Genomic DNA, 20,620 nt, shown 5'->3' with positions numbered 1-20,620 from the left:
ACGGGCCGTCGACGACGGTTCAGGCCTGCCGGATCTCCAGAGCGCGCTGCTCGCGCAGCAGGAAACGCTGGATCTTGCCGCTGGGTGTCTTGGGCAGCCGGTCGGTGAAGTGCACGGTCCGGGGATGGGCGTGCGCGGCGAACCTGCGCTTGACCAGGTGCTGCAGCTCCTCGGCGAGGGCCGCGTCGCCCGCCGCCGGATCACGCAGCACGACGTACGCCTCCAGCACCTCGCCGCGCAGGGCGTCCGGCACCCCCACGACGGCCGCCTCGACGACGCTCTCGTGCTGCACCAGCACGCTCTCCACGTCGAACGGGCCGATGCGGTAGCCCGCCATGATGATCACGTCGTCGTCGCGGGCGGAGAAGAAGAAGTCGCCGTCGGCGTTCCGGGCGCCCGCGTCGCCGGTGAGGTACCAGCGGCCGTCGGCGCTGAAGCGCTCGGCGGTCTTCTCCGGCGCGTCCACGTACCCGGAGAACCACAGCAGCGGACTGCCGGTGACGTCGATCGCGACACGGCCGAGAGCGCCCGGCGGCGCCGGCTCGTCCCGGTCGTCGTGCAGCACCTCGGCCGACCAGCCGGGCAGCGGCCTGCCCATCGAGCCGGGCGGAACCGACGTCCGTACGGCGTCGGCCCAGCCGCCCACGATCACCATGCCGTGCTCGGTCTGCCCGTAGTGGTCGCGTACCGCCACGCCGAGGGCCTGCTCGGACCAGGAGACGACTTCCGGTGTGAGCGGTTCACCGGCCGACGAGGCCCGCCGCAGCCGCACGCCCTCCGGAACGGGGTCGGACGCGGCCTTGAGGCTGCGGTACACGGTGGGAGCGGCCGCGAAGTTCGTGACGCCGAAGGTGCGGAGCACCTGCCAGGTGAGCGCCGGGCTGAAGCCCGCGTGCAGCAGCAGGCTGCGGGTGCCCGTGGCCAGCGGGCCGAGGACGGCGTAGTACAGGCCGTACGCCCAGCCGGGGTCGGCGGCGTTCCAGAACACGTCGTCGGGGCGTACGTCGAGGCCGAACTCCAGGTACGCCTGGAAGGAGGCCAGTGCCTTGACCGGCACGGGGACTCCCTTCGGCGTGCCCGTCGTGCCCGAGGTGAACAGCTGGACCAGCGGCCCGTCCCCGCCTACGGCGACGGCCCGGCCCTGCGGCTCGTCCCCGGTGTAGCCGGCCAGCAGCCCCGTGAAGGAGAGGGCGCCCTCGTCCGCCGTGTCACCGGCGACCACGGTCAGCCAGGCCGGCTCGGCAGGCATGTCGTCACCGGGTGCGAGCTTGGCGCGCTGATCCGCGTCGACCACGACGACCTTCGCCCGGCCGGCGTCGAGCCGGAGCCGAATCGCGGGTGGGGCGAACGCGGTGAACAGCGGCAGGTGCACCGCGCCCCGCCGCCAGATGCCCAGCAACGCCACGACCAGGTCGGCGGACTTGCCCATCAGCGTGGCGACGGCGTCCCCCGGCTCGACACCCAGATCGGCCAGCGCGGCGGCGAAGCGGGCCGACTCGCGGCGCAGCCGTCCGTAGGTGAGGTCTTCGGCGGACAGGTCCGCGTCCACGACCGTGAAGGCCACCGCCTCCTCGGGGTGGCGGTCGCACAGCAATTCCGCGGCGCAGGCGTCCGGAGAATCGAAGAGCGCGAGCAGTTCCCGCACCCGCTGCTCCGGCGCGGCCGGGGCGGGCGAGTTCTCCCGTACCTCAGCGGAATGACCGTGGGTAGTCACCACAACCCACTCCCTTTCTCATGGACAGGACCTTTTACAGGGGCGTTACCGCGCCTTAAGCTGCGCGCTGCTGACACATGCTGCGCGTCACGCACGGCGCCGACTACCCCCGGAAAGGGGCAGTGGCAATGCACTCCAGTACGGACACCTCCCTGCGGCCCGACGACGGGGACGCCTTCCGGCAGGCCCTCCGATCGCTCCACCAGCGCTCGCGCATCCCGGTCGTCTTCGGCGGTCAGGTGCGCGAACACGTGCTGCACCTGTCGCAGTTCATCGGTGCCCGGACGGCCGCGCTGCGCGGCCTCGACGTGCGCACCGAGACCGGCCTGGGTGGTCGTGTCCTGGCCAGTGCGCGGCCCGCCGCCGTGGCCGACTACGGGGCGGACCGGTCGATCACGCACGACTACGACGGCCCGGTGCACGCGGAGGGCATCCGTTCCGTCGTCGCCGTTCCCGTGGTCGTGGCCGGAGCCGTACGCGGCGTGCTGTATGGCGCGAGCCGGTGCACCACACCCCTGGGGGACAGGGCGACGGACGTGGTCGTGGAAGCCTCGCGGCGGCTGGCCGGCGAGGTCGCCGTACGGGACGAGGTCGATCGGCGCCTGCGGCTCCTGCGGGTCGCGCAGAGCGAGCCCGCCGGGGACCGGTTCATGGTCGAGGAGGTCCGCGAACTCCACGCGGAGCTGCGGATGATCGCTCAGGACGTCGAGGACGACGCCCTTCGCGCCCGGCTGGGCGCCGCGTCCCGCCGCCTGGCCGCCCTCGGCGCGGCACCGGAGCCCGAGCCGGTCACGCCGCTGTCGCCCAGGGAAATCGACGTGCTCGCCCAGATCGCCCTGGGCTGCACCAACGCCGAAGCAGGCCGCCGCCTCGGTCTCCGGCCCGAGACCGTCAAGGCGTATCTGCGCAGCGCGATGCGCAAACTCGACGCCCGCACACGCCTTGCCGCGGTCGTCACCGCCCGACGGCGGGGTCTGCTGCCGTAGGGGCGGTCGGCCGCGCGCCGAAGACGCGACCGCGGGGACCGCGGTCGCGGCGGGGACCGCGTCGCCCGGTGTCGGCCCGCGCGTCCCCGAGCTTGAGGAAGGGCTGCCCCAAGCGTGAGGAAGGGCTGCCTCAAGCGTTCGGCCCGTGAGGGACACGGCTCCGACGTGCGGCCGCCGCTACTCGACGACCAGAGCCAGGGGTGCCCGGAACGACAACAGGCCGAGCATCGGCGGTTCCCCGGCCCCGACCGCCGGTCGGATGCCCGGCAGGCCGCGGGCCGCCGCCCGCAGGGCGACCGCGGCCTCCGTGCGTGCCAGCGAAGCGCCCGGGCAGCGGTGCCGGCCGACGCCGAAGGCCAGATGGTGACGGATGTTCTCCCGGCGCGGACACATGCGTTCCGGGGACGGGAAGACCTCCGGATCGGATCCGCTGCCCAGGAGCATCACCAGCACCTGTGCGCCCGCCGGCAGGCGTACCCCGCTCACTTCGGTGGCCCGCGCCGTCACCCGGCGCCAGGTGGTCACGGGCGGCTCGCGCCGCAGGACCTCTTCCACCCAGGCCTCGGCCAGACCCGCTTCCCCGGCCACGCGCGGCCACATTCCGCACTCGGCCAGAGCCCGGCGCAGCACGGTGGTGATGAGCTGCCCGGTCGTGGACTGGCCGGCGATGAAGACGAAGAAGCACACGCCGACCGCGGTCGCGACGTCCAACGGCCCGCCGTCGGGCAGCCGGTGCCGGGCGAGCGCCCCGATGAACGAGTCGGGGGCGGCCGTGCCGCCGCGGACGGTGTCGGTGAGCCACTGGTGGAACTCCACGACGAGCTCCGCCAGCTCCAGCTGCCGTTCGAGCGGGGGCCTGCCCCAGAACAGCTCCAGCGAGGCGTCGCTCCAGCGGATGAGGGTGGCCGGATCCACTCCCCGTATACCGAGGAGCTCCATCAGCACCTCGCAGGGGAGAAGCTGCGCGAACGAGGTGAACAGGTCGCAGCCGCCGGTCGAGTCGAGCTGCGACCGCACCTCGTCGAGCAGTCCGTCGGCGATGCGCTCGATCACGGGTACGGCGTCCGCGACACGGTTCGCGTGGAAGAACCGGGTGACCAGTCGGCGCAGTCCGGGATGGGTCGGGGTGCCGTTGTTGGCGAGCGCGGGCGGAAGGGCGAAACCGCCACGGGCGAGCACCCGCAACACGGCCACGGGCAGCGGGCTGACGCTGTGCTGGGCGTTGTCGGGAAGGAAGACGTCCGGGTCCAGCAGTACGTGGCGCACGTCCTGGTGACGGCTGACCAGCCAGAGCCCCGTGGCCGGGTCGTGGTGCACGGGAGCCTGGGACCGCAGCAGGTCCAGCCAGGGGTGGGGGTCGCGGACAAAGGGGTCGCCGAACAGGTCGAGCAGACCGAGCGGATCACGGGTGCCCGGAATTCCGTGCCCCGGGCCGTGCCCCGCCGCGCCGCCGCCGGGTGCCCATGCGTCAAGAGCTGGGGAGATCACCGCCGGAAGCTAACACGCACCGGACGCGGTACCCGAGCGTGTGTGCGCGGCATCACTCGGTCACCCTCCTGACCGGCTGACCCCTCCCGACCTCGTCGGAGCCGCTGGATCCCGCCGGATCCGCACGCTCCCGCTCGCCCGTTCCGGTGGCCCCACCCTCAGCGCCCGGCCTCGCCCTCGACGAGGCGCCGCAGCTCGGGGAGCAGGGCGTCGATGCGCTGACCGGTCCGGAACGCGACGACGGTGGTACCGCTCCCGTCCTCCGTCGAGGCGCCAGGTGCCGGGAACAGCGCGAGTACCTCGCGCATGGCTTCGTCGATCTCCCTGACGGGATCGGGGGACTCGCCTCGCAGCCATCGGCGGAGCACGTGGTTGTGGGCCGCGACGACGGACGCCGCCATGAGTTCGGCCCTCAGCGACGCCGACCCGGTCGGGTCTCCCATCCAGTCCGCGATGAATTCGCGGAACAGGCGCTGGTAGCGCGCCACACTGGCGATCTCCCGGTCGCGCAGGGCGGTCACCTTGCTGGTCAGCGCGTACCGCCGCCGAGCGAGATCGCCTTCGTCGATGTAGTGCAGCAGCACCAGGCGGACCGCGTCGGACACGGCGACCAGCGCGGTGCTGTGACTGGAGGTCGCCAGCCGGTCCCTGATCAGCTCCAGCAGCCGGTCGTGGTCGGGGAAGATGACCCCTTCCTTGGACCGGTAGTGCCGGAAGAACGTGGTACGTCCCACACCGGCCCGTTCGGCGATGTCGTCCACGGTGGTCTGCTCGTAGCCGCACTCGTCGAAGAGGGCGAACGCGGCGTCCGCGAGTCGCATCCGCGCAGATGGCTTGCTCATGACCACCCATCCTCTCCCGTCGCGGTGGCCGGATGTCTCTTGGCCTCTGTCAGGTACTGAGTACCGTTCGAGAGGCATCGAGAATCAAGAAAGGTTCCGGCGTGAGTTCCGTTGCGGAGAGCGAGTCCGGCCTGCCGATCCAGCCGGTGTACGACGGAGGCCAAGCTGGGCCGAAGCCACCGTGAGACGGTGAGGCGGCGGGCTGCCGGCCCTGGTTGTCGAGGTGGCAGCGGGCGGTCAGGCGTCAGGGTCGACTTCGGGGTGCGTGAACCGCACGGGCTTGCCCAGCGACCGGGCGTAGGCGATTTCGGCTCGGGTGCTGTCTCCGATGTAGTCGCCGACCACGAGCACCTCATCAGCGAGCCGGATCTTCGCGCGGTGCAGATCGTCGAGTCGAACCTTCAGCGCCTCGGCTTCGACAGGATCGGACCAAATTTCGTACGGCGACTTCATGTCACAGCCCGGTTTGACGACGATCTTTCCGGCTTTGGTCTCCCGCAGATCGGCCTCGTTCATCTCGGTCATGAAGCGGGTGGAGCCGCAGATCACGACGATACGCGGGAGGCTCAACAGCTTCTTCGCGTCGGTGAGCTTCTCCGCGGGGGTGAGCAGATGCGGGAATGACACTGGTTCCTCCTGGCGGTGTGGTCCAAGGGGTGCCTGCGGAGACGAGAACGAGGATGTCCAAGATCATTTTCGTCCTACCGGACCGGCACCCCACCCAGGGCCTGATCACAACCGAAGACAGTCCCTAGTTCACGACGTCCTGCGGTGCCCCGTCCGCCAGGAAGGCGGTCACGTTCTGGACGGCGGCCAGGGCGATGCGGACGAGGGTCTCGCGGGTGACGCCGCCGGCGTGTGGGGAGAGCACCACGTTCGGGGCGCGGAGCAGGCGCAGGGCCGGGGTGGGCGGTTCGGGGTCGAAGACGTCGATGCCCGCCCCGGCCAGGGCACCCTTCTCCAGTGCGTCCGCGAGGGCGTCCTGGTCGATCAGGGCGCCCCGCGCGGTGTTGATCACGAACGCCGACGGCTTGAGGAGCGTCAGCCGCTCGGCGTTCAGCAGGTTCCGCGTCTCGTCGGTGAGCGGGGCGTGCAGAGAGACGTAGTCGGCGGTGCGCAGCAGTTCGTCGAGCGGGACATGGCGGGCACCGCCGAACTCGGCCTCCGTCTCCGGCGGCAGCCGGCGTCGCCCCGTGTAGACGACGCTCATGTCGAACGCGGCCGCGCGGCGGGCGACCTGCCGCCCGATCTGGCCCAGGCCGACGATGCCGAGCGTCTTGCCGGACAGTTCGGTCAGCGAGTGCTGCAGCCGGGGGAGCGCCCAGTCGGCCTCGACGAGCGCGGTATGGGCGGGGACGATCTGCTTGGCCAGCGCGAGCATGAGGGCGAAGGTCTGCTCGGCCACGTTCTGCGCCTCGGCGCCGCTGGAGCCGATGTTGCACACGCGCACTCCGCGCTCGCGAGCCGCGTCCACATCGACGTAGTCGAAGCCGTGGCTCGCACACTGCACCAGCTCCAACTCCGGCGCGGCGGCGAGGTGGTCGGCGGTGACCGGGGCGAGCGCGGTGATGACGACGTGCGCGGCGCGCAGGGCGGCCGGGTCCTCGTCGGCCGCCTCGACGACGGTGACGTTCGCCCCCTCGGGGAAGAGCGTGGCGAGGCCGGCGCCGACGTCACGACCGCCCACATGCGGCGGGATGACGGCGAGGACGTTCTTCGGGGCGGTCATGCGGATTCCTCGGTGAGGTCGGCGGGGCCGACCGTGGCGGGGGTGGCGTGTCCGGACAGGGCGAGGGTGAGGTCGAGTTCGGCGAGCAGGCAGCGGATGACGTGCTCGACGCCCGCCTGTCCGTCGAGCCCGAGCCCGTACGCGTACGGACGCCCGACGAGCACCGCCCGCGCGCCGAGGGCGAGGGCCTTGAAGACGTCGTCGCCGGTGCGGATGCCGCTGTCGAACAGCACGGTCAACCGGTCGCCGACCGCATCCACGACCCGGGGCAGGGCGTCCGCCGCGCCGATGGCGCCGGCCACCTGGCGGCCGCCGTGGTTGGAGACGACGACCCCGTCCATCCCGGCGTCGGCGGCCGCACGGGCGTCGTCCGGGTGCAGGATGCCCTTCAGGACGATCGGGCCGTCCCAGTTCTCGCGCAGGAACGCCAGGTCCGGCCAGGTCTTGGCGGGGTCAGAGAACATGCCGACGAAGTGCATCACGGCTGCGTTCGGATCCTCGTGCACCGGCTTGGCCAGGCCCGCCCGGAAGGCCGGGTCGGAGAAGTAGTTCGCGGTGCCCACGCCGTGCAGGAACGGCAGATACGCCTGGTCGAGATCGCGGGGCCGCCAGGCCAGCATCGGCGTGTCCAGGGTGACGACGAGCGCGCTGAACCCGGCCGCCTTCGCCCGGTTCAGGAAACTCCGGCCCACCTCCGGGTCCTTCGGCCAGTACAGCTGGAACCAGCGCTCGGCGTCGCCCATCGCCTCCGCGACCTGCTCCATGGGCGTGCTGGACGCCGAGGAGAGGGTGAACGGAACGCCCTGCGCCGCCGCGGCCCGGGCGGCCGCGCACTCGGCGCCCGGGTGCATGATCGACAGCACTCCGACCGGCGCCAGTGCCAGCGGAGCGGGCAGGGAGCGGCCCAACACCTCGACGGACAGGTCCCGTTCGTGCACGTCCCGCAGCATGCGCGGCACGATCCGGCGCCGCCGCAGCGCCGCCCGGTTGGCGCGGGCGGTGCTGCCGTCGCCCGCGCTGCCCGCCACATAGCCGACGGGGCCGGGGCCGAGGCGCTGCTCGGTGAGCTCCTCCAGCCGGGTCAGATCGGTGGGCAGCCGGGGGACGGCCCCCGCTGTCCCGTTCAGATAGATCTCGTACTGGAAGTCCGCCCAGTGCTTCGCCATGCCGGCATCCCGCCTCTCGTCGCTGAGAACGCGCAGTACGCCGACCATACCGACCAGTAGGCAGGAGGGGAGGGTCAGGGTCCGGTCGCCGACTCGTGCAGGATGCGCGCCAGTTCGCGCGGCCGGGAGAACATCGGCCAGTGGCCGGTGTCCATCTCGACCAGCTTCCACCGGTCGCTCTTGAGGAGCGCGGCCGCGGCGGGCATCGGCTCGTCGCCGTCGAGCAGGCACTTGATGTAGGTGCCGGGCAGCTCGTCCAACGGCCGTGGCATGACGGCCGGTTCGGTCAGCGTCGCGCCCGGATGCGGGGTCGCGCCGGCGACGATCCGGGCTGTCTGCTCGTCCGTCAGCCCTTGGCCCACGCAGTCGGCTGCCGTGAGCGGCGGCCAGACGCCGCCGTTGTCCTTGATCGCCGCCCGTACCTCGTCGCTCGGCCAGCCGGCCAGGAACGTCTCCGCGTCGACGGCGACATTGGCATCGACCAGGACGACACGTCGCAGCCGGTCACCGATCCGAAGGGCCGCCTGTCCGACCGGCACACCGGCGTAACTGTGCCCGACGAGGACGACGTCACGCAGATCGAGGCGCTCGACCTCATCCACGATGTCCTGGACATGAGTCCGCTGCCCGGCGGGAACAGCTTGCTTCTCGGCGAGGCCGGAGAGCGTCAGGGGGTGGACTACATGCCCCGCCGAGCGCAGTTCGACCGCCACCTCGTCCCACGCCCACGCTCCGAGCCACGCCCCAGCCACCAGTACGAAGTCGGTCATGCCGGCAACGTAGCGGACGGGTCTGACAACGGCTCGCTCCATCAGTCGGTGTCCGTGGGTGTGCCCTCCCGCTCCGTGTCCGGCCCCTGTGCCCGCACCCGCTGGACGTTCTCCAGGGACTCGCGCAGTTCGGTGAGCCAGTCGTCCGTGTGCCGCTGGACCAGCCGTACGCACCAGGCGAGGGCGTCGCTGCGGCTGCGGGCGACCCCGCCGGCGATCAGCGTGTCGAGGACCTGCCGCTCGGGCTGACGCAGCCGGGTCATCACCGGGGCGGCGATGTGGGTGAACAGGGCGCGCTCGCCGTCGCACTCCACTCCCCAGGAGACCTTCCTGCGGAACCGGTGCTCCGCCTCACGGGCCACCCCGATCCGGGTCTCCCGGGTGCGCTCCCGGAACTCCTGGATCCGGCTCTCCACGGCCGCCTCCCGCTCGGCGGCCGAGACGTCCTCGGCCAGGTGGGGTGGGCGGACGCGGCCGATCACGGTGATCTCCTCGCGGTCGACCGTCACCTCGACGAGGTCCTCGAAGAGGTCGTCGGGCAGACGGCCGGCGAACCAGCCGCGTAGCTTCTCTCTTTGTTCGCTGGTAATCATGTAATCACGATTACTCCGCCCGCTTGCGAACGCAAGGGACAGCGGTCGAGTAAGCCGAGAGCTCAACCGGAGGGCCCAACCGGAATGTTTCAGGCCTATTGCTGAGCGTGCGGGATCCGGCCACTCGGCGACTTGGAACGATCAAGAACCGCCAACTTCCGGCGTTGGAACGTTCGAAGTCCGTTACTTCACGCCACTGATTCAATACGCAAGGTTACTGAAACCAGTGGTGTCGATGTGAGTTTCGGCGGCGGACTCGGCAGACTCCCGCTCGTCGCTCCGGCACCGATCGCGCCGGAGCCGGCACACCCTCAACTCGAGCGGAAGGATGCACACAATGCGGAACACCGCGCGCTGGGCAGCGACCCTCGGCCTCACGGCCACCGCCGTCTGCGGACCCCTCACCGGATCCGCCCTGGCCGCCCCGGACGCCGCCCCCGCCTCGCTCTACGCACCCTCGGCCCTGGTGCTCACCGTGGCCCACGGTGACAGCGCCACCATGACCACCCCGGTGCGCGCGGTCACCCTGAGCTGTTCCCCGACGCCCTCGGGCACCCATCCCGACCCCGCCTCGGCCTGTGCCGAACTGCGCGGTGTGGGCGGCAACTTCGAGGATCTGACGGCCCGGGACGGCATGCTGTGCACCAAGCAGTACGACCCCGTGATCGTCACCGTCGACGGCGTCTGGCAGGGGCAGCGCGTCTCCTATGAGCGCACCTTCTCCAACGAGTGCGTGAAGGGCTCGTACACCACGAGTCTCTTCGCGTTCTAAGGACCGGGATCGCACGGTCCCCGTGCAGTTCGGCAAAGGCTCGCGGATGGGGAGTACGAGCCGTGCCGAGGGACCCTCTGTGATCTCGCATCGGGGGTCGGCCGGGCGGAGTGGGGCCGCCCGGCCGACACCTCGGACCGCTACGGGTCACCCGTTCTCCCCGGGGATCCGCGGCAAGGGCGCGAAACGGCCCAGCAGGCCCGCGCCGTGCAGCAGTCGCCGGATCCGCGGCGCGTCGGAGACGACCCGGAGACGGCCGCCACGGTCCCTGGCCCGTCTCTCGGCCCGGCACAGGACACGCAGTCCCGAGCAGTCGAAGAAGTCGACCCGCCGCAGATCGACCACCACGTCCGACTCCGGTCTCGCCGTCGCCGCGTCCAGATGCTCGGCAAGAAGCGCCGCCGTCGCCAGATCGATCTCACCCAGGACCTCGACCACGGTGAACGGGCCGCATCTGCGCGTGCGGGCATGGGCGTTCGCCGGGGGCGGCACGGACCGGAAGGGGTCCATGGCCAGGTCCTCGGTCGGATGGGGGGCGCGATCGGCGGCGTCCGGCGTCATGTCCGCTCCACCTCGGAAAAGGGCGCGTTTGATCAGGGCTGTTACCCGGCGGTGAGGGTCGGCATCCCTGCGGCGCCGCGCGCAAGACCTGGTTCACTCGACCTGGTGAATACAATCGGAAGCGGTTGACTCACTATGAGTGACCATGTGGGCGCTGGGTACCCGGCGGTGCTGTGGAGGAGCAACTTGTCTCGCCGGTCAACTCGCACAACGAGTGGGACCCGCTGGAGGAAATCGTCGTCGGACGTCTCGACGGCGCGACGTTCCCGTCCCGCCATTCGGTCGTCACCTGCAACGTCCCGCCCTGGACGGGGCGGTTGCTGGGGCTCGCGAGCGGATTCAAGTATCCGCGCGCGCTGGTCGAGGGGGCGCAGGACGAACTCGAAGGGTTCATCGCTCTTCTGCGGTCCCTCGATGTCACGGTCCGGCGCCCGGACGCGGTCGACCACAGTCGACGCTTCGGCACCCCGCACTGGTCGTCGCGGGGTTTCTGCAACACCTGTCCGCGTGACAGTCTGCTCGTGATCGGCGACGAGATCATCGAGACCCCGATGGCATGGCCATGCCGGTACTTCGAGACGCATTCGTATCGCGCGATCCTCAAGGAGTACTTCCGGCGCGGCGCGCGCTGGACGGCGGCGCCGAAGCCGCAGCTCACCGACGAGCTGTTCGAGCCGGGCTTCCGTGCGCCCGGGCCCGGCGAACCCATGCGCTACGTCCTCACCGAGTTCGAGCCGGTCTTCGACGCCGCGGACTTCGTCCGCGCGGGCCGCGACTTGTTCGTCACGCGCAGCAATGTCACCAATCGGATGGGCATCGAGTGGCTGCGCCGCCATCTCGGGCCCGGCTATCGCATCCACGAGATCGAGAGCCGCTGCCGTACGCCCATGCACATCGACACGACCTTCGTCCTGCTCGCCCCCGGCAAGGTCCTGGTCAATCCCGAGTACATCGACGTCGATCGCTTGCCCGAGGTCCTGAACTCCTGGGACGTCCTGGTCGCTCCGGAGCCCGATCCGATCGACGACCGCCTGCTCAGGATCACCTCCATGTGCGGCAAATGGCTCAGCATGAACGTGCTCATGGTCGACGAGAAACGAGTGATCGCCGAACGCCACCACACCGGCATGCTGCGCGCGCTCGAACAGTGGGGGTTCGAGCCGATCCCCTGCGACCTGCTGCACTACGCGCCGTTCGGGGGCTCGTTCCACTGCGCGACGCTCGACATCCGGCGCCGCGGGACCCTCGAGTCGTACTTCGACTGACCGGCTCAGCGTTCCTTGGCCCGGTCGCGGTGGCTGGTGTCGCACCACGGGTAGCGGCGGCTGCGGCGGCAGGTGCACAGGGCGACGCGGAAGCGGTCGGAGGTGACGATCGTGCCGTCCTCCAGCTCCACCTCCACCGGGCCCTCCACCAGGAGGGGGCCCTGGCGCTGGACCTTGACGCGGCGCGGCTCGTCAGACGGGGAGTTCGGCACGGACGACCACCAGTTCCTCCCTCTGGTCCGGTGCGGACAGCAGGCCGCGCTCCCGCAGCCAGCCCTCCCGCGACCGCAGCACGGGGCCGAACGGGATCACCCGACGCCGTGTCACGGATGCCTTCAGCCCTGCCCCCCGCAGGTTCGTCAGAGTCCGGCCGGGGCAGCTGAGCGCCGAGTGCACGACCAGGAGAACGCCGCCGGGGCGCAACAGGGCGGGGGCCTCCCGGCAGATCCGGTCGAGGAGGAGCCGTCCGTCCCGGCCGGCGTCCCAGGACCGGGCCGCACCGTGCGGGGCGTGGCCCGTGTCCGGCGCGGGGACATACGGCGGGTTGGCCAGGATGAGGTCGAACGACTGCCCCCGCACCGGGGCGAAGAGGTTGCCGTGCCGGATGCGGACATCGAGCCCGGCCAGCCGGGTGTTCAGCCGTGCCGCGCACACCGCCCGCCAGGACACGTCCACCGCGGTCACCTGTGTGCCGCGTCGAGCGGCTTCGATCGCCAGCGCGCCCGAACCGGTCCCCACGTCGAGGACGTGCGCGCCGTCGGGCAGCGGCTCCTCGCGCAGGGCGCCGACGAGCAGGTCGGTGTCTTCCTGAGGGGCGTAGACGCCCGGGGGGACCAGTGGCTTCACCGACCCCGGGTACCCGGGCATTCAGAAAGTAAGGGGCATCTCGGACCGTAGGGGCGTGCGCAGCGACGACCGTCCCGCGCGCCAGGCGCCGAGCAGCCGGTCGGCGAGGCGGTCCTCCAGATACCCGGTGACGTCGATGCCGAAGGCGACGTCCGGGGCGAGGTGCGGCTCCTCGGCGAGCAGGCCGCCGATGACGTCATGGCGTACGACCTGCTCGTGCACCGCGTCCGCCTCGACATGCTCGTCGTAGAAATGCTCGGCGGCGGGCCCGGCGCCCGTGCGGCGCATCGCCTCGGCCAGCCGCCGTGAGGCCGGTGACGAGGTGATCTCGACCGCCGCGAAATGGCCGACGAGGGCTCCGCGCAGCGCCCTGTGCAGGCCCAGCAGGGACATCAGATTGACCGTGGCCAGGGCTTCCGCGATCGCCGCGTCGAGATGGCGCCCGTACGCCGTGTCCAGGTCGAGGTCCGTCATCAGGTCGGCGAAGAGGCGTGCGTGGACGCGTTCGGGCCGGCCGCCGCCGTACTCGTCGAACTCCACCGCCGCCATGCCCGACTTGGCCCTGCCCCACAGCCGGGGCAGCACCCAGGCATGCGGGTCCGCCTCCTTGAGGTGGTACAGGGAGCGCTGGGCCGCGTACTCGCGCAGCTGCCACAACTCGCCCTCGGCGCAGAGGAAGTGACTGACTCCCGTGCCGTCGACGGGTTCGACGAGGAGGCCGGCCAGCGCGTCCTCGACGCTGTCGTGGGTGGGCACGTCCGCGCGCAGGGCGGTCAGGAAGCGGTGTTCCAGCGCGGCGCGGACACGCAGCAGGTCCGGGTCCCACTCGAGGGACTCGGGCACGCCGGCGAAACCGCGGTAGTGCAGTTCGTAGCAGAGGTAGAGGGCCAGCTGAAGGTCGTCGCCGTAGACGGCCGCGCCCGCGACATCCTGGTGCCGGGGCGGTGGGCCCGCACCCCGCAGATACTCCTCGACGGCAGCGGAGACGGGGCCCCGCGCGGTCGGCAGCGGGGGCCCTTCGCCGCCTCGCGTCGGGCGGAGGTCGTGTGTCATGACCGCCGAGTACCCGTGGGGCGCCGGGCCACCCGCCCCGGTCACTCGCCCTCGGACTCCTCTTGGGCGCGTGTGTTGGGGGTGATGGCATCGCCGGCCTCGCCCCTGTGGCGGCGCTGCTCGGCGGAGTCCCGGGTGCGGCGCTCGGCGTCGGTGATCTCGTCGATGACCTCTTCGAACGCCGTCTCGGGGTGCTCCTCGTGGTCCTTCTTGCCGTCGGTCACGGGGTCTCCTTCCGTCTCGGGCGGTTGCGTGCCGTGGATCCTTTCTGCGGTCAGCTGGTCGCGGGCGCGCTCGCGATCCGCAGGGGTACCGGGTCGGACAGAACGGCCTCGTCGTTGAGGCGGCTGATCTCCGCCCACCAGGACGCGCCGTCCTCGATGTGCCGCAGCATGATCCCTTCGCGGATCGCCCACGGACAGATCGTCACCGTACTGAGGCCGGTCAGCTTCATCGCCGTGTGCGCGACCACCGCGCCGGCCAGGCTCTGGGCGGCGCGCGGTGCGGAGATGCCGGGCAGCAGGGCGCGCTCGGCGGCGGGCAACGCGGCCAGGCGCCCGATGGCCTCCCGCAGGTCCGCACGCGCCAACTGCCGTTCCATGAACGGACCGTGCCGACCCGGTGCGGCCCCGCACAGACGACCCAGTTGCTGGAACGTACGCGAGGTGGCGGTCGCCGTGTGCGGCCCCTCCCAGCGGATCCGGGCCGCGACGTCCCGCAGCTGATGGCGGACCTTGCGGCGCAGCGCCCGTACCTGTCGCGTCGCCGGCGGGTCCTCGTCGGTGAAGAACTCATGGGTCAGCCGTGCCGCGCCGAGCGGCAGCGACGCCACGAAGTCCGGTAACCGGCCACGACCGAACGCCACTTCGAGCGAGCCGCCGCCGATGTCCAGCAGGGCGAGCGGCCCCGACCGCCAGCCCATCCACCGCCGCGCCCCGAGGAAGGTGAGCTCGGCCTCGACCTCGCCCGGCAGGGTGCACAGGCTCACCCCCGTCCGCGTGCGCACGGTGCGCACCACCTCGTGGCGGTTCGGTGCGCCGCGCACCACGGCGGTCGCGAAGGCCAGGGGAGCGGTGGCGCCCCATCTGGTCGCGGTCCGGCCCGCGGCGGCGACCGCGCAGACCAATTGCTCGACCGCCTCCTCGGGGATGCTGTCCCCGGGCCTGACCTGCTGGGACAGCCGCAGCCGCCATTTCTCGGTGTGGACGGGCAGCGGTACCCCGTCCTCCGCATCGGCCACCACCAGTCGGACCGTGTTGGACCCCACATCCACGACACTGATTCGCATGCGTCGCCAGTACCCGCTTCAGGGCGGGAGCAACGGGGGCGCACAGGAGCGGGGCTTTTACATTCCTTGACTGGAATATAACCGCAGAGGCATATTGGAGCCGTGTCCGACGCCTCGCTCTGGAGCGCCCTCGCCGATCCCCACCGACGGGCCATCGTCGCGCTGCTCCTGGAGCGGCCGCGGCCCGTGGGGGAGATCGTGGAGGCATGCGGTCTGAGCCAGCCCAGTACGTCGAAGCATTTGAAGGTGCTGCGGGAGGCCGGCCTGGTGCGGGTACGGCAGGATGCCCAGCGCCGCGTCTACGCCCTCGATCCCACCCCGATCGCCGAACTCGACGCCTGGCTGGCCCCGTACCGCGAGCTCTGGAACCGCAGCCTGGACGCCCTGGGCCGCCGACTCGACGAGACCTCGGACGGCATGGACCCACCACGAAGGACTGATCCGCCATGACCGCAGATCTCACCGGCACCTACCTGACCCTGGACGACGGCCGCCCGGCTGTCCGCTTCAGCCGTACCTACGACCATCCCGTCGAACGCGTCTGGCAGTTCCTGACCGACGCCGACGAACTGGCCCACTGGTTCCCGTCCCGCGCCGAGATCGAGCTGCGCCCCGGCGGCACGATCAAGTTCAGCAGCGACCCGAACATGGAGGACTCCACGGGCCGCGTGATCGCCGTCGACGAACCCCGGCACCTGTCCTTCGAGTGGGGCGGCGACGAACTGCACTTCGACCTGGAGGCCCTGGACGACAAACGCACCCGCTTCACGCTCACCAACGTCCTCGTCGCCGAGGACACCGCCGCCCGCAACAGCGCCGGCTGGGAGGTCTGCCTCGCGGCCCTCGACGCGCACGTGCGCGGGGAGCGCTTCGAGGGAGCGCACGCCGGGGCCGAGGCGCCCTGGAAGGAGTTCTACGACGGCTATGTATCCGCCGGCGTCCCCTCCGGCGCCCCGGTCCCTGGCTTGGACGCCTGAACCCGATCAGTTCGTCCCGGCGGGTGCACAACTGCTCCCGGTGCTCGGGACTCTCAGCTCCGTCAGGTACTCGTCCACGGCACCACGTGTGCAGTCACTGCGCCCGTAGACGCTGTGTCCGGCGCCCTCGTACGGCAGCAGGACGGTCGTACCCCTGGTCTGCCGGTGGACATTGGCCGCCCAAGTGAAGTGGTTCGCCGGGTCGTGCCGTGAGTGCAGCATGAGGATCTTGGGTGCCTCGGTGATGCGCAGACGGTGCTGCGGGTTGTTCACCTCGTCGGGCCAGCCGATGCACCCGGCAACCGCCGGGTGCACGCGCGGTGAACCGCGCATGTGCGGCGCGGCCCGTAGTTCGGCCCGGGTCAGCTCGGCGTACTCCCGGTAGTCCTTCGCCCGGATGCGCCAGTCCTGGCAGAAGACCGCGTAGAACGGCTCCGCCGTCGTCTGCTGGTCCGCTTCCCGTGACAGCGGCGGCCGGTCTTGGCGAGGTTGCTCGGATCGCTGCCGCTCCTGCGGTTCCTGTGCGTCGAGGCCCGCCACGTAGGCGCCCAGCTCGTCCCAGCGCGGACCGTAGAACTTCATGAAGACGTCGAACGCGATCTTGTGCGCGGTCAGGGCCCGTTGCGGACTCTCCGGATCGCGTATCTCCCCCCGGTCCGCCCTGGCGAGCAGGCGGTCCCATACGGCGGTGACGTCCCGGCCGTGCAGCGCGCAGGAGCTGGAACGGTCGCACCACTTCACGAACTGGTGGAACGAGTCCTCGGCGGCGGCCGCGGAGGAGACGAGGAACTCGCGGGCGCCGAGGCTGTGGTCGATGTTCGCGGTGAGGGCCATGGACCGGATCCGGTCGCCGTACTCCTCCGCGTACTGCTCGCCGATCAGCGTGCCGTAGGAGTGGCCGAAGTAGTTGATCTTCTCCTCGCCCAGCGCCCCACGGAGCGCGTCCATGTCCCGTACGACGCTCAAGGTGTCGGCGTGGTCGAAGAGCGGACCGGTGTGCCGCCGGCAGTCCTCGCGCAACGCGCGGTTGAACTCGGCGAGCCGGTCGAACTCCGTCTGGTTGCGGGGGTAGACCGACGGCTGTTGGCGCAGCAGTTCGCTGGAGCACTTCACCGGATGGCTGGCGCCGACGCCCCGGGGGTCGAACCCGACGATGTCGAACCGCTCCTGGATGTCGGGGCTGAAGTGGGACTTGGCGTCCGCAACGGCGAAGTTCACCCCCGAGGCGCCCGGACCGCCCGGGTTGACCAGCAGCACCCCGACGCGGCGATCCGGATCGGTCGCCTTGCGACGGCCCACGGCGAGATCGAACGTCTCGCCCGACGGGCGTGCCCAGTCGACGGGCAGGCGCAGGGTCCCGCACTCCGCCGTGGCGTCCTGGGCGCATGGTTTCCAGTCGATCGCCTCCTGCGTCGCCGAGCCGCTGCCTCGAGGGCCGGCCTGCGCCGACGCCACGCCCGGCGCCGACACCCCGGCGAGTAACCCGACGGCGAGCGCTGCGGTGAGCGCCCTGATGCGTAACTCCATGAAGTCCCTTCCGAGCGTCCTGCGAAACGGATCACGGGCGAGACCCGCAAGATCGAAGGTGGCAGTGATCCAGCCGGGGTCACAACCGAACAGGACGGGAATCAGGGAAGGCACCGGGTCGTGGTCGGGGTCGCCCTCAGGGGGACGCCTCGGGGGTTGCCCCGCAAAGCCCTGAGCCGTCCCTGGACTTGATCCGGCGTCGCGCGCACGCCATCCGGCGCCGCACTCACGCCATCTGGCGTCGCACCAACTCGTGCAGCCGCCCGCTCGTGTCCGCGAGGAGCTGCGCGGGTGGGCCCTGCTGGGCCACCTTGCCGTCCTCCATCACGATCACGCGGTCGGCGTCCAGCACCGTCGACAGGCGGTGCGCGATGACGATGCGGGTGGCGTTGAGGGCCTTGGTCGACTCGATGACGGTGCGCTGGGTCTCGTTGTCGAGGGCGCTGGTCGCCTCGTCGAAGAAGAGGATGCGCGGCCGGCGGATCAACGCCTGCGCGATCATCAGGCGCTGCCGCTGGCCGCCGGAGATCGCCCCGCTGCCCGAGACGATGGTGTGCAGCCCCATCGGCATCCGCTTGATGTCCTCGGCGAGCCCCGCCATCTCGGCCGCCGCCATCGCCTCTTCCGGCGTGTACGGCTCGGTGCCGCAGATGACGTCGAGGATCGAACCGGTGAAGGGCTGGGCGTGCTGGAGCACCACCCCGCACTGCCGCCGTACGGCCGACTGGTCCAGCGCCGACAGGTCCTGGCCGTCGTAGAGCACACTGCCGGACACCGGCTTGTCGAAGCCGATCAGCAGCCTGAGCAGCGTCGACTTGCCGCAGCCGCTGGGGCCGACGATCGCCACGAACTCGCCCGGGCGTACGTCGAAGGACACATCGTCGAGGATCAGGGGACCGTCGTCGGAGTACCGGAAGGACAGGCGGCGCGCCTCGATCGACCCGGTCAGCGGGCCCGGCCGGGTGCTCGCCGTGCGCACCTCGGGTGTCGCGTCCAGCACCGGCTTGATCTCCTCGAACAGCGGCAGCGCGGCCACCACCGACACGAACGAGCCGGTCAGCTGGGTGACCGACGTCAGCAGCATCGTCACCGAGGTGTTGAAGGTGAGGAACGCGGCCGCCGACATCGACCCGCGCGCCGGACCCGCCAGCAGCATGAACATCAGCAGCGTGCACACCGGCAGGTACACCGCGCCCATCACCGTGGTGAGGTTCTTGATCCGCCCCACCTTCTGCTGGAGCTCACGGCTGCGCGCGAACCGGTCCGCCCAGGCCGCGTACGCGTAGTTCTCGGCCGCCGCGACCCGCAGCTTCGGCAGCCCGCGCAGCGTCTGGAACGCCTGGTTGTTGAGCTTGTTGCTGAGCACCACGAGCCGCCGCTGCCAGCGCACCTGCCACAGCCCGAGCCCCAGGAACACGGCCGCGATGACGACGAGCATGCCGATCGCCGCCATCGCCATCGGCACGCTGTACCAGAACAGCAGCGCCAGGTTCATCGCGCCCACCGTCACCGACGACGCCACGACCGGGCCGACTCCCGCCATCAGACGACGGATCGCGCTGATACCCATGGCCTGGCTGGCCAGCTCGCCGGTCGAGCGCTCGGTGAAGAACTTCGTGGGCAGCCGCAGCAGCCGGTCCCAAAGCGCCGGTTGGAGCGTGGCCTCTATACGGCCCTCCAGACGCAGGATCGTCAGGTTCTGCAGCAGCATGAACGCCGCGGCCACGACACTGCTGATCATCACGGCCAGACAGAACTGCACGATCAGCCCGGTCTGGGCCTTCGGCACGAACTCGCCGAGAATCTTGCCCGTCGCGATCGGTACCAGCGCACCGATCGCCACCGTCACCAGGCCACTGATCAGCAGGTTCGTCAGATCGCCGCCGGTGCCCCGCATGCTGAACCGCAGGAGCCTGAGCGGGCTGGGCGCGCGGTCGGGCAGCGGGCGGTAGAACATCACGGCACGCGGCTCGAACTCCTCCGCGTTGGCCTTCTCGACCGGCGTCTCCCGGCCGGTCGCCGGATGGACGGCGACATAGCCACCGCGCCGCCACAGCAACGCCACCGGTGCACCGGACAGCGCCCGGTGACCGACGAGCGGGCCGACGTTGTCCCGCCACCACCGTCCGTCCAGCCGTACGGCCCGGGCACGGACCCGGGAGGCGATGGCCACCCGCTCGACCGGGTCGAGCCGGTCGCTCTCGGTGCCGCTCTGCGCGGGCTCGGCCAGTGTGATCCCGGCCGCCTCGGCGACCAGCTTGCAGGCCGCGTAGCTGGCGTCCGCGTCGGCGGCCGTCGTTCGCTTGTCGCCCCGCTTGCCGATGGACGCCAGCAGCGTCCGGTCGGCCTGGGCGCGCACCGCCTCGCCGGCCTTGATGCCCTCGGCGGTGCGCGTCTCGTGGGTGCGCTCCAGCTGCTCGATCCAGCGGTCCAGGGTGGTCAGCAGGCGGTACTGCTGGTCGACCATGGACTGCCAGACCGCCGGGTCCATCAGCAGGTCGGCGGCGGCCTCCGCGCCGTACAGCGAGCCGTACTGCACGCTGCCGGGCGGCACCTGCATCCAGAAGACGTCGTCGTCGGTCACCTCGGCGGCCCGCTCGGTGGCCATCGGTGCCTGGAAGAGGATGGAGAGGCTGCGGCCGACGCCGAGCGCGAGGGCGTACTCCAGCGGGCTCGTCGTCGGGGGGACGTACTGCGGGTTGCCGTACTCGTCGTACGACCACGTCTGGGTGTTGGCGGGCTGGTACAGCTCGCGCAGCCCGATGCGGTGCACGACGCAGTCCCTGAGCGGGCGGGCCACCAGCGTGTGCTGCGGTCCGGCGACCGGGCCGAGCAGCAGCGAGCCCGCCTCCAGGCGGCCGAGGTGGTGCCAGTGGCCCTGCTGCCCGGCGTCGACCGCGAACAGGTCCACGGCGCCGGACGCGACCAGCCACAGCACCTGCGGGCCTTCGAGATCGAGGCGGTTGAAGCCGGCGCAGTCGATGCGTGTGCCCATCTGACCGAGCGCGTTGAGAACGAGGTCGCCCTCGTGGACGGAGGTCAT

Annotated in this window: 21 protein-coding genes; 5 read left to right on the top strand and 16 right to left on the bottom strand. The window is 71.1% G+C overall.

Annotated elements, in window-relative coordinates; translation table 11 throughout:
- Positions 1–19: 19 nt before the first annotated feature.
- Positions 20–1,717: an AMP-binding protein gene (locus ACTMVF_RS36075; RefSeq protein ID WP_441275282.1), complete on the bottom strand. Its 1,698-nt coding sequence runs from the start codon at positions 1,715–1,717 to the stop codon at positions 20–22.
- 125 nt (positions 1,718–1,842) lie between these two features.
- Here ACTMVF_RS36075 and ACTMVF_RS36070 point away from each other — a divergent pair, with 125 nt between their 5' ends.
- Entirely contained in the window at positions 1,843–2,700 is an 858-nt protein-coding gene (locus ACTMVF_RS36070; RefSeq protein WP_441275281.1) for a response regulator transcription factor, read from the top strand.
- Positions 2,701–2,877: 177 nt separating this feature from the next.
- Here the strand turns inward: ACTMVF_RS36070 and ACTMVF_RS36065 are convergent, their stop codons facing one another.
- The 7 genes from ACTMVF_RS36065 to ACTMVF_RS36035 form a co-directional block, all read right to left on the bottom strand.
- Positions 2,878–4,188 carry a cytochrome P450 gene (locus ACTMVF_RS36065; protein ID WP_441275280.1) on the bottom strand — a complete coding sequence of 437 codons (1,311 nt, stop codon included), beginning with the start codon at positions 4,186–4,188 and terminating at the stop codon, positions 2,878–2,880.
- Positions 4,189–4,346: 158 nt separating this feature from the next.
- Entirely contained in the window at positions 4,347–5,030 is a 684-nt protein-coding gene (locus ACTMVF_RS36060; protein ID WP_441275279.1) for a TetR/AcrR family transcriptional regulator, read from the bottom strand.
- Between the two features lie 237 nt (positions 5,031–5,267).
- The gene (locus ACTMVF_RS36055; protein WP_441275278.1) at positions 5,268–5,657 is read right to left on the bottom strand and encodes a hypothetical protein; all 390 of its coding nucleotides are present in this window, start codon (positions 5,655–5,657) and stop codon (positions 5,268–5,270) included.
- A gap of 124 nt (positions 5,658–5,781) precedes the next feature.
- Positions 5,782–6,759, bottom strand: a complete 978-nt coding sequence (locus ACTMVF_RS36050) for a 2-hydroxyacid dehydrogenase (RefSeq protein ID WP_441275277.1) — start codon at positions 6,757–6,759, stop codon at positions 5,782–5,784.
- Positions 6,756–7,925, bottom strand: a complete 1,170-nt coding sequence (locus ACTMVF_RS36045) for a lactate 2-monooxygenase (RefSeq protein WP_441275276.1) — start codon at positions 7,923–7,925, stop codon at positions 6,756–6,758. The genes ACTMVF_RS36050 and ACTMVF_RS36045 overlap by 4 nt, the downstream gene beginning before the upstream one ends.
- A gap of 74 nt (positions 7,926–7,999) precedes the next feature.
- Positions 8,000–8,695: an alpha/beta fold hydrolase gene (locus ACTMVF_RS36040; RefSeq protein ID WP_441275275.1), complete on the bottom strand. Its 696-nt coding sequence runs from the start codon at positions 8,693–8,695 to the stop codon at positions 8,000–8,002.
- Positions 8,696–8,736: 41 nt separating this feature from the next.
- Positions 8,737–9,288 (bottom strand): hypothetical protein, encoded by a 552-nt coding sequence (locus tag ACTMVF_RS36035; RefSeq protein WP_441275274.1) that lies wholly within the window; start codon positions 9,286–9,288, stop codon positions 8,737–8,739.
- 337 nt (positions 9,289–9,625) lie between these two features.
- Here ACTMVF_RS36035 and ACTMVF_RS36030 point away from each other — a divergent pair, with 337 nt between their 5' ends.
- Positions 9,626–10,060, top strand: a complete 435-nt coding sequence (locus tag ACTMVF_RS36030) for a protease inhibitor (RefSeq protein WP_441275273.1) — start codon at positions 9,626–9,628, stop codon at positions 10,058–10,060.
- 147 nt (positions 10,061–10,207) lie between these two features.
- Here the strand turns inward: ACTMVF_RS36030 and ACTMVF_RS36025 are convergent, their stop codons facing one another.
- Positions 10,208–10,621: an STAS domain-containing protein gene (locus ACTMVF_RS36025; RefSeq protein ID WP_441275272.1), complete on the bottom strand. Its 414-nt coding sequence runs from the start codon at positions 10,619–10,621 to the stop codon at positions 10,208–10,210.
- A gap of 173 nt (positions 10,622–10,794) precedes the next feature.
- Here ACTMVF_RS36025 and ACTMVF_RS36020 point away from each other — a divergent pair, with 173 nt between their 5' ends.
- Complete coding sequence (locus ACTMVF_RS36020) at positions 10,795–11,886, top strand: amidinotransferase (protein ID WP_441275271.1); 1,092 nt, start codon at positions 10,795–10,797, stop codon at positions 11,884–11,886.
- A gap of 5 nt (positions 11,887–11,891) precedes the next feature.
- Here the strand turns inward: ACTMVF_RS36020 and ACTMVF_RS36015 are convergent, their stop codons facing one another.
- Genes ACTMVF_RS36015 through ACTMVF_RS35995 form a run of 5 tightly spaced genes read right to left on the bottom strand, consistent with a single transcriptional unit; the run spans position 11,892 to position 15,073 of the window.
- The gene (locus ACTMVF_RS36015; RefSeq protein WP_441275270.1) at positions 11,892–12,098 is read right to left on the bottom strand and encodes a CDGSH iron-sulfur domain-containing protein; all 207 of its coding nucleotides are present in this window, start codon (positions 12,096–12,098) and stop codon (positions 11,892–11,894) included.
- The gene (locus tag ACTMVF_RS36010) at positions 12,079–12,753 is read right to left on the bottom strand and encodes a HemK2/MTQ2 family protein methyltransferase (RefSeq protein WP_441275269.1); all 675 of its coding nucleotides are present in this window, start codon (positions 12,751–12,753) and stop codon (positions 12,079–12,081) included. Before ACTMVF_RS36010 ends, ACTMVF_RS36015 begins: the two co-directional genes overlap by 20 nt.
- Entirely contained in the window at positions 12,754–13,785 is a 1,032-nt protein-coding gene (locus ACTMVF_RS36005; protein ID WP_441275268.1) for an iron-containing redox enzyme family protein, read from the bottom strand.
- A gap of 41 nt (positions 13,786–13,826) precedes the next feature.
- Positions 13,827–14,009: a hypothetical protein gene (locus ACTMVF_RS36000; RefSeq protein ID WP_441275267.1), complete on the bottom strand. Its 183-nt coding sequence runs from the start codon at positions 14,007–14,009 to the stop codon at positions 13,827–13,829.
- A gap of 50 nt (positions 14,010–14,059) precedes the next feature.
- The gene (locus ACTMVF_RS35995; protein ID WP_441275266.1) at positions 14,060–15,073 is read right to left on the bottom strand and encodes a Ppx/GppA phosphatase family protein; all 1,014 of its coding nucleotides are present in this window, start codon (positions 15,071–15,073) and stop codon (positions 14,060–14,062) included.
- A 102-nt stretch (positions 15,074–15,175) separates the two neighbouring features.
- Between ACTMVF_RS35995 and ACTMVF_RS35990 the strand changes: the two genes are divergently transcribed.
- Together ACTMVF_RS35990 and ACTMVF_RS35985 are read left to right on the top strand one after the other, a co-directional pair.
- On the top strand, positions 15,176–15,523 hold the full coding sequence (locus ACTMVF_RS35990; protein WP_441275265.1) for an ArsR/SmtB family transcription factor: 348 nt from the start codon (positions 15,176–15,178) through the stop codon (positions 15,521–15,523).
- Positions 15,520–16,050, top strand: a complete 531-nt coding sequence (locus ACTMVF_RS35985) for an SRPBCC family protein (protein WP_441275264.1) — start codon at positions 15,520–15,522, stop codon at positions 16,048–16,050. Before ACTMVF_RS35990 ends, ACTMVF_RS35985 begins: the two co-directional genes overlap by 4 nt.
- A 6-nt stretch (positions 16,051–16,056) precedes the next feature.
- On the opposite strand, the gene ACTMVF_RS35980 is transcribed toward ACTMVF_RS35985, so the two are convergent.
- The gene (locus ACTMVF_RS35980) at positions 16,057–17,577 is read right to left on the bottom strand and encodes an alpha/beta fold hydrolase (protein WP_441275263.1); all 1,521 of its coding nucleotides are present in this window, start codon (positions 17,575–17,577) and stop codon (positions 16,057–16,059) included.
- Positions 17,578–17,803: 226 nt separating this feature from the next.
- Positions 17,804–20,620, bottom strand: coding sequence for an NHLP bacteriocin export ABC transporter permease/ATPase subunit (locus tag ACTMVF_RS35975; RefSeq protein ID WP_441275262.1), 2,817 nt, complete (start codon positions 20,618–20,620; stop codon positions 17,804–17,806).

Source organism: Streptomyces sp. SD31 (genome assembly GCF_052068475.1).
Classification (GTDB): domain Bacteria; phylum Actinomycetota; class Actinomycetes; order Streptomycetales; family Streptomycetaceae; genus Streptomyces.
The sequence above is the reverse complement of the archived record's forward strand: the minus strand, read 5'-3'. Positions and strand labels throughout refer to the sequence as shown.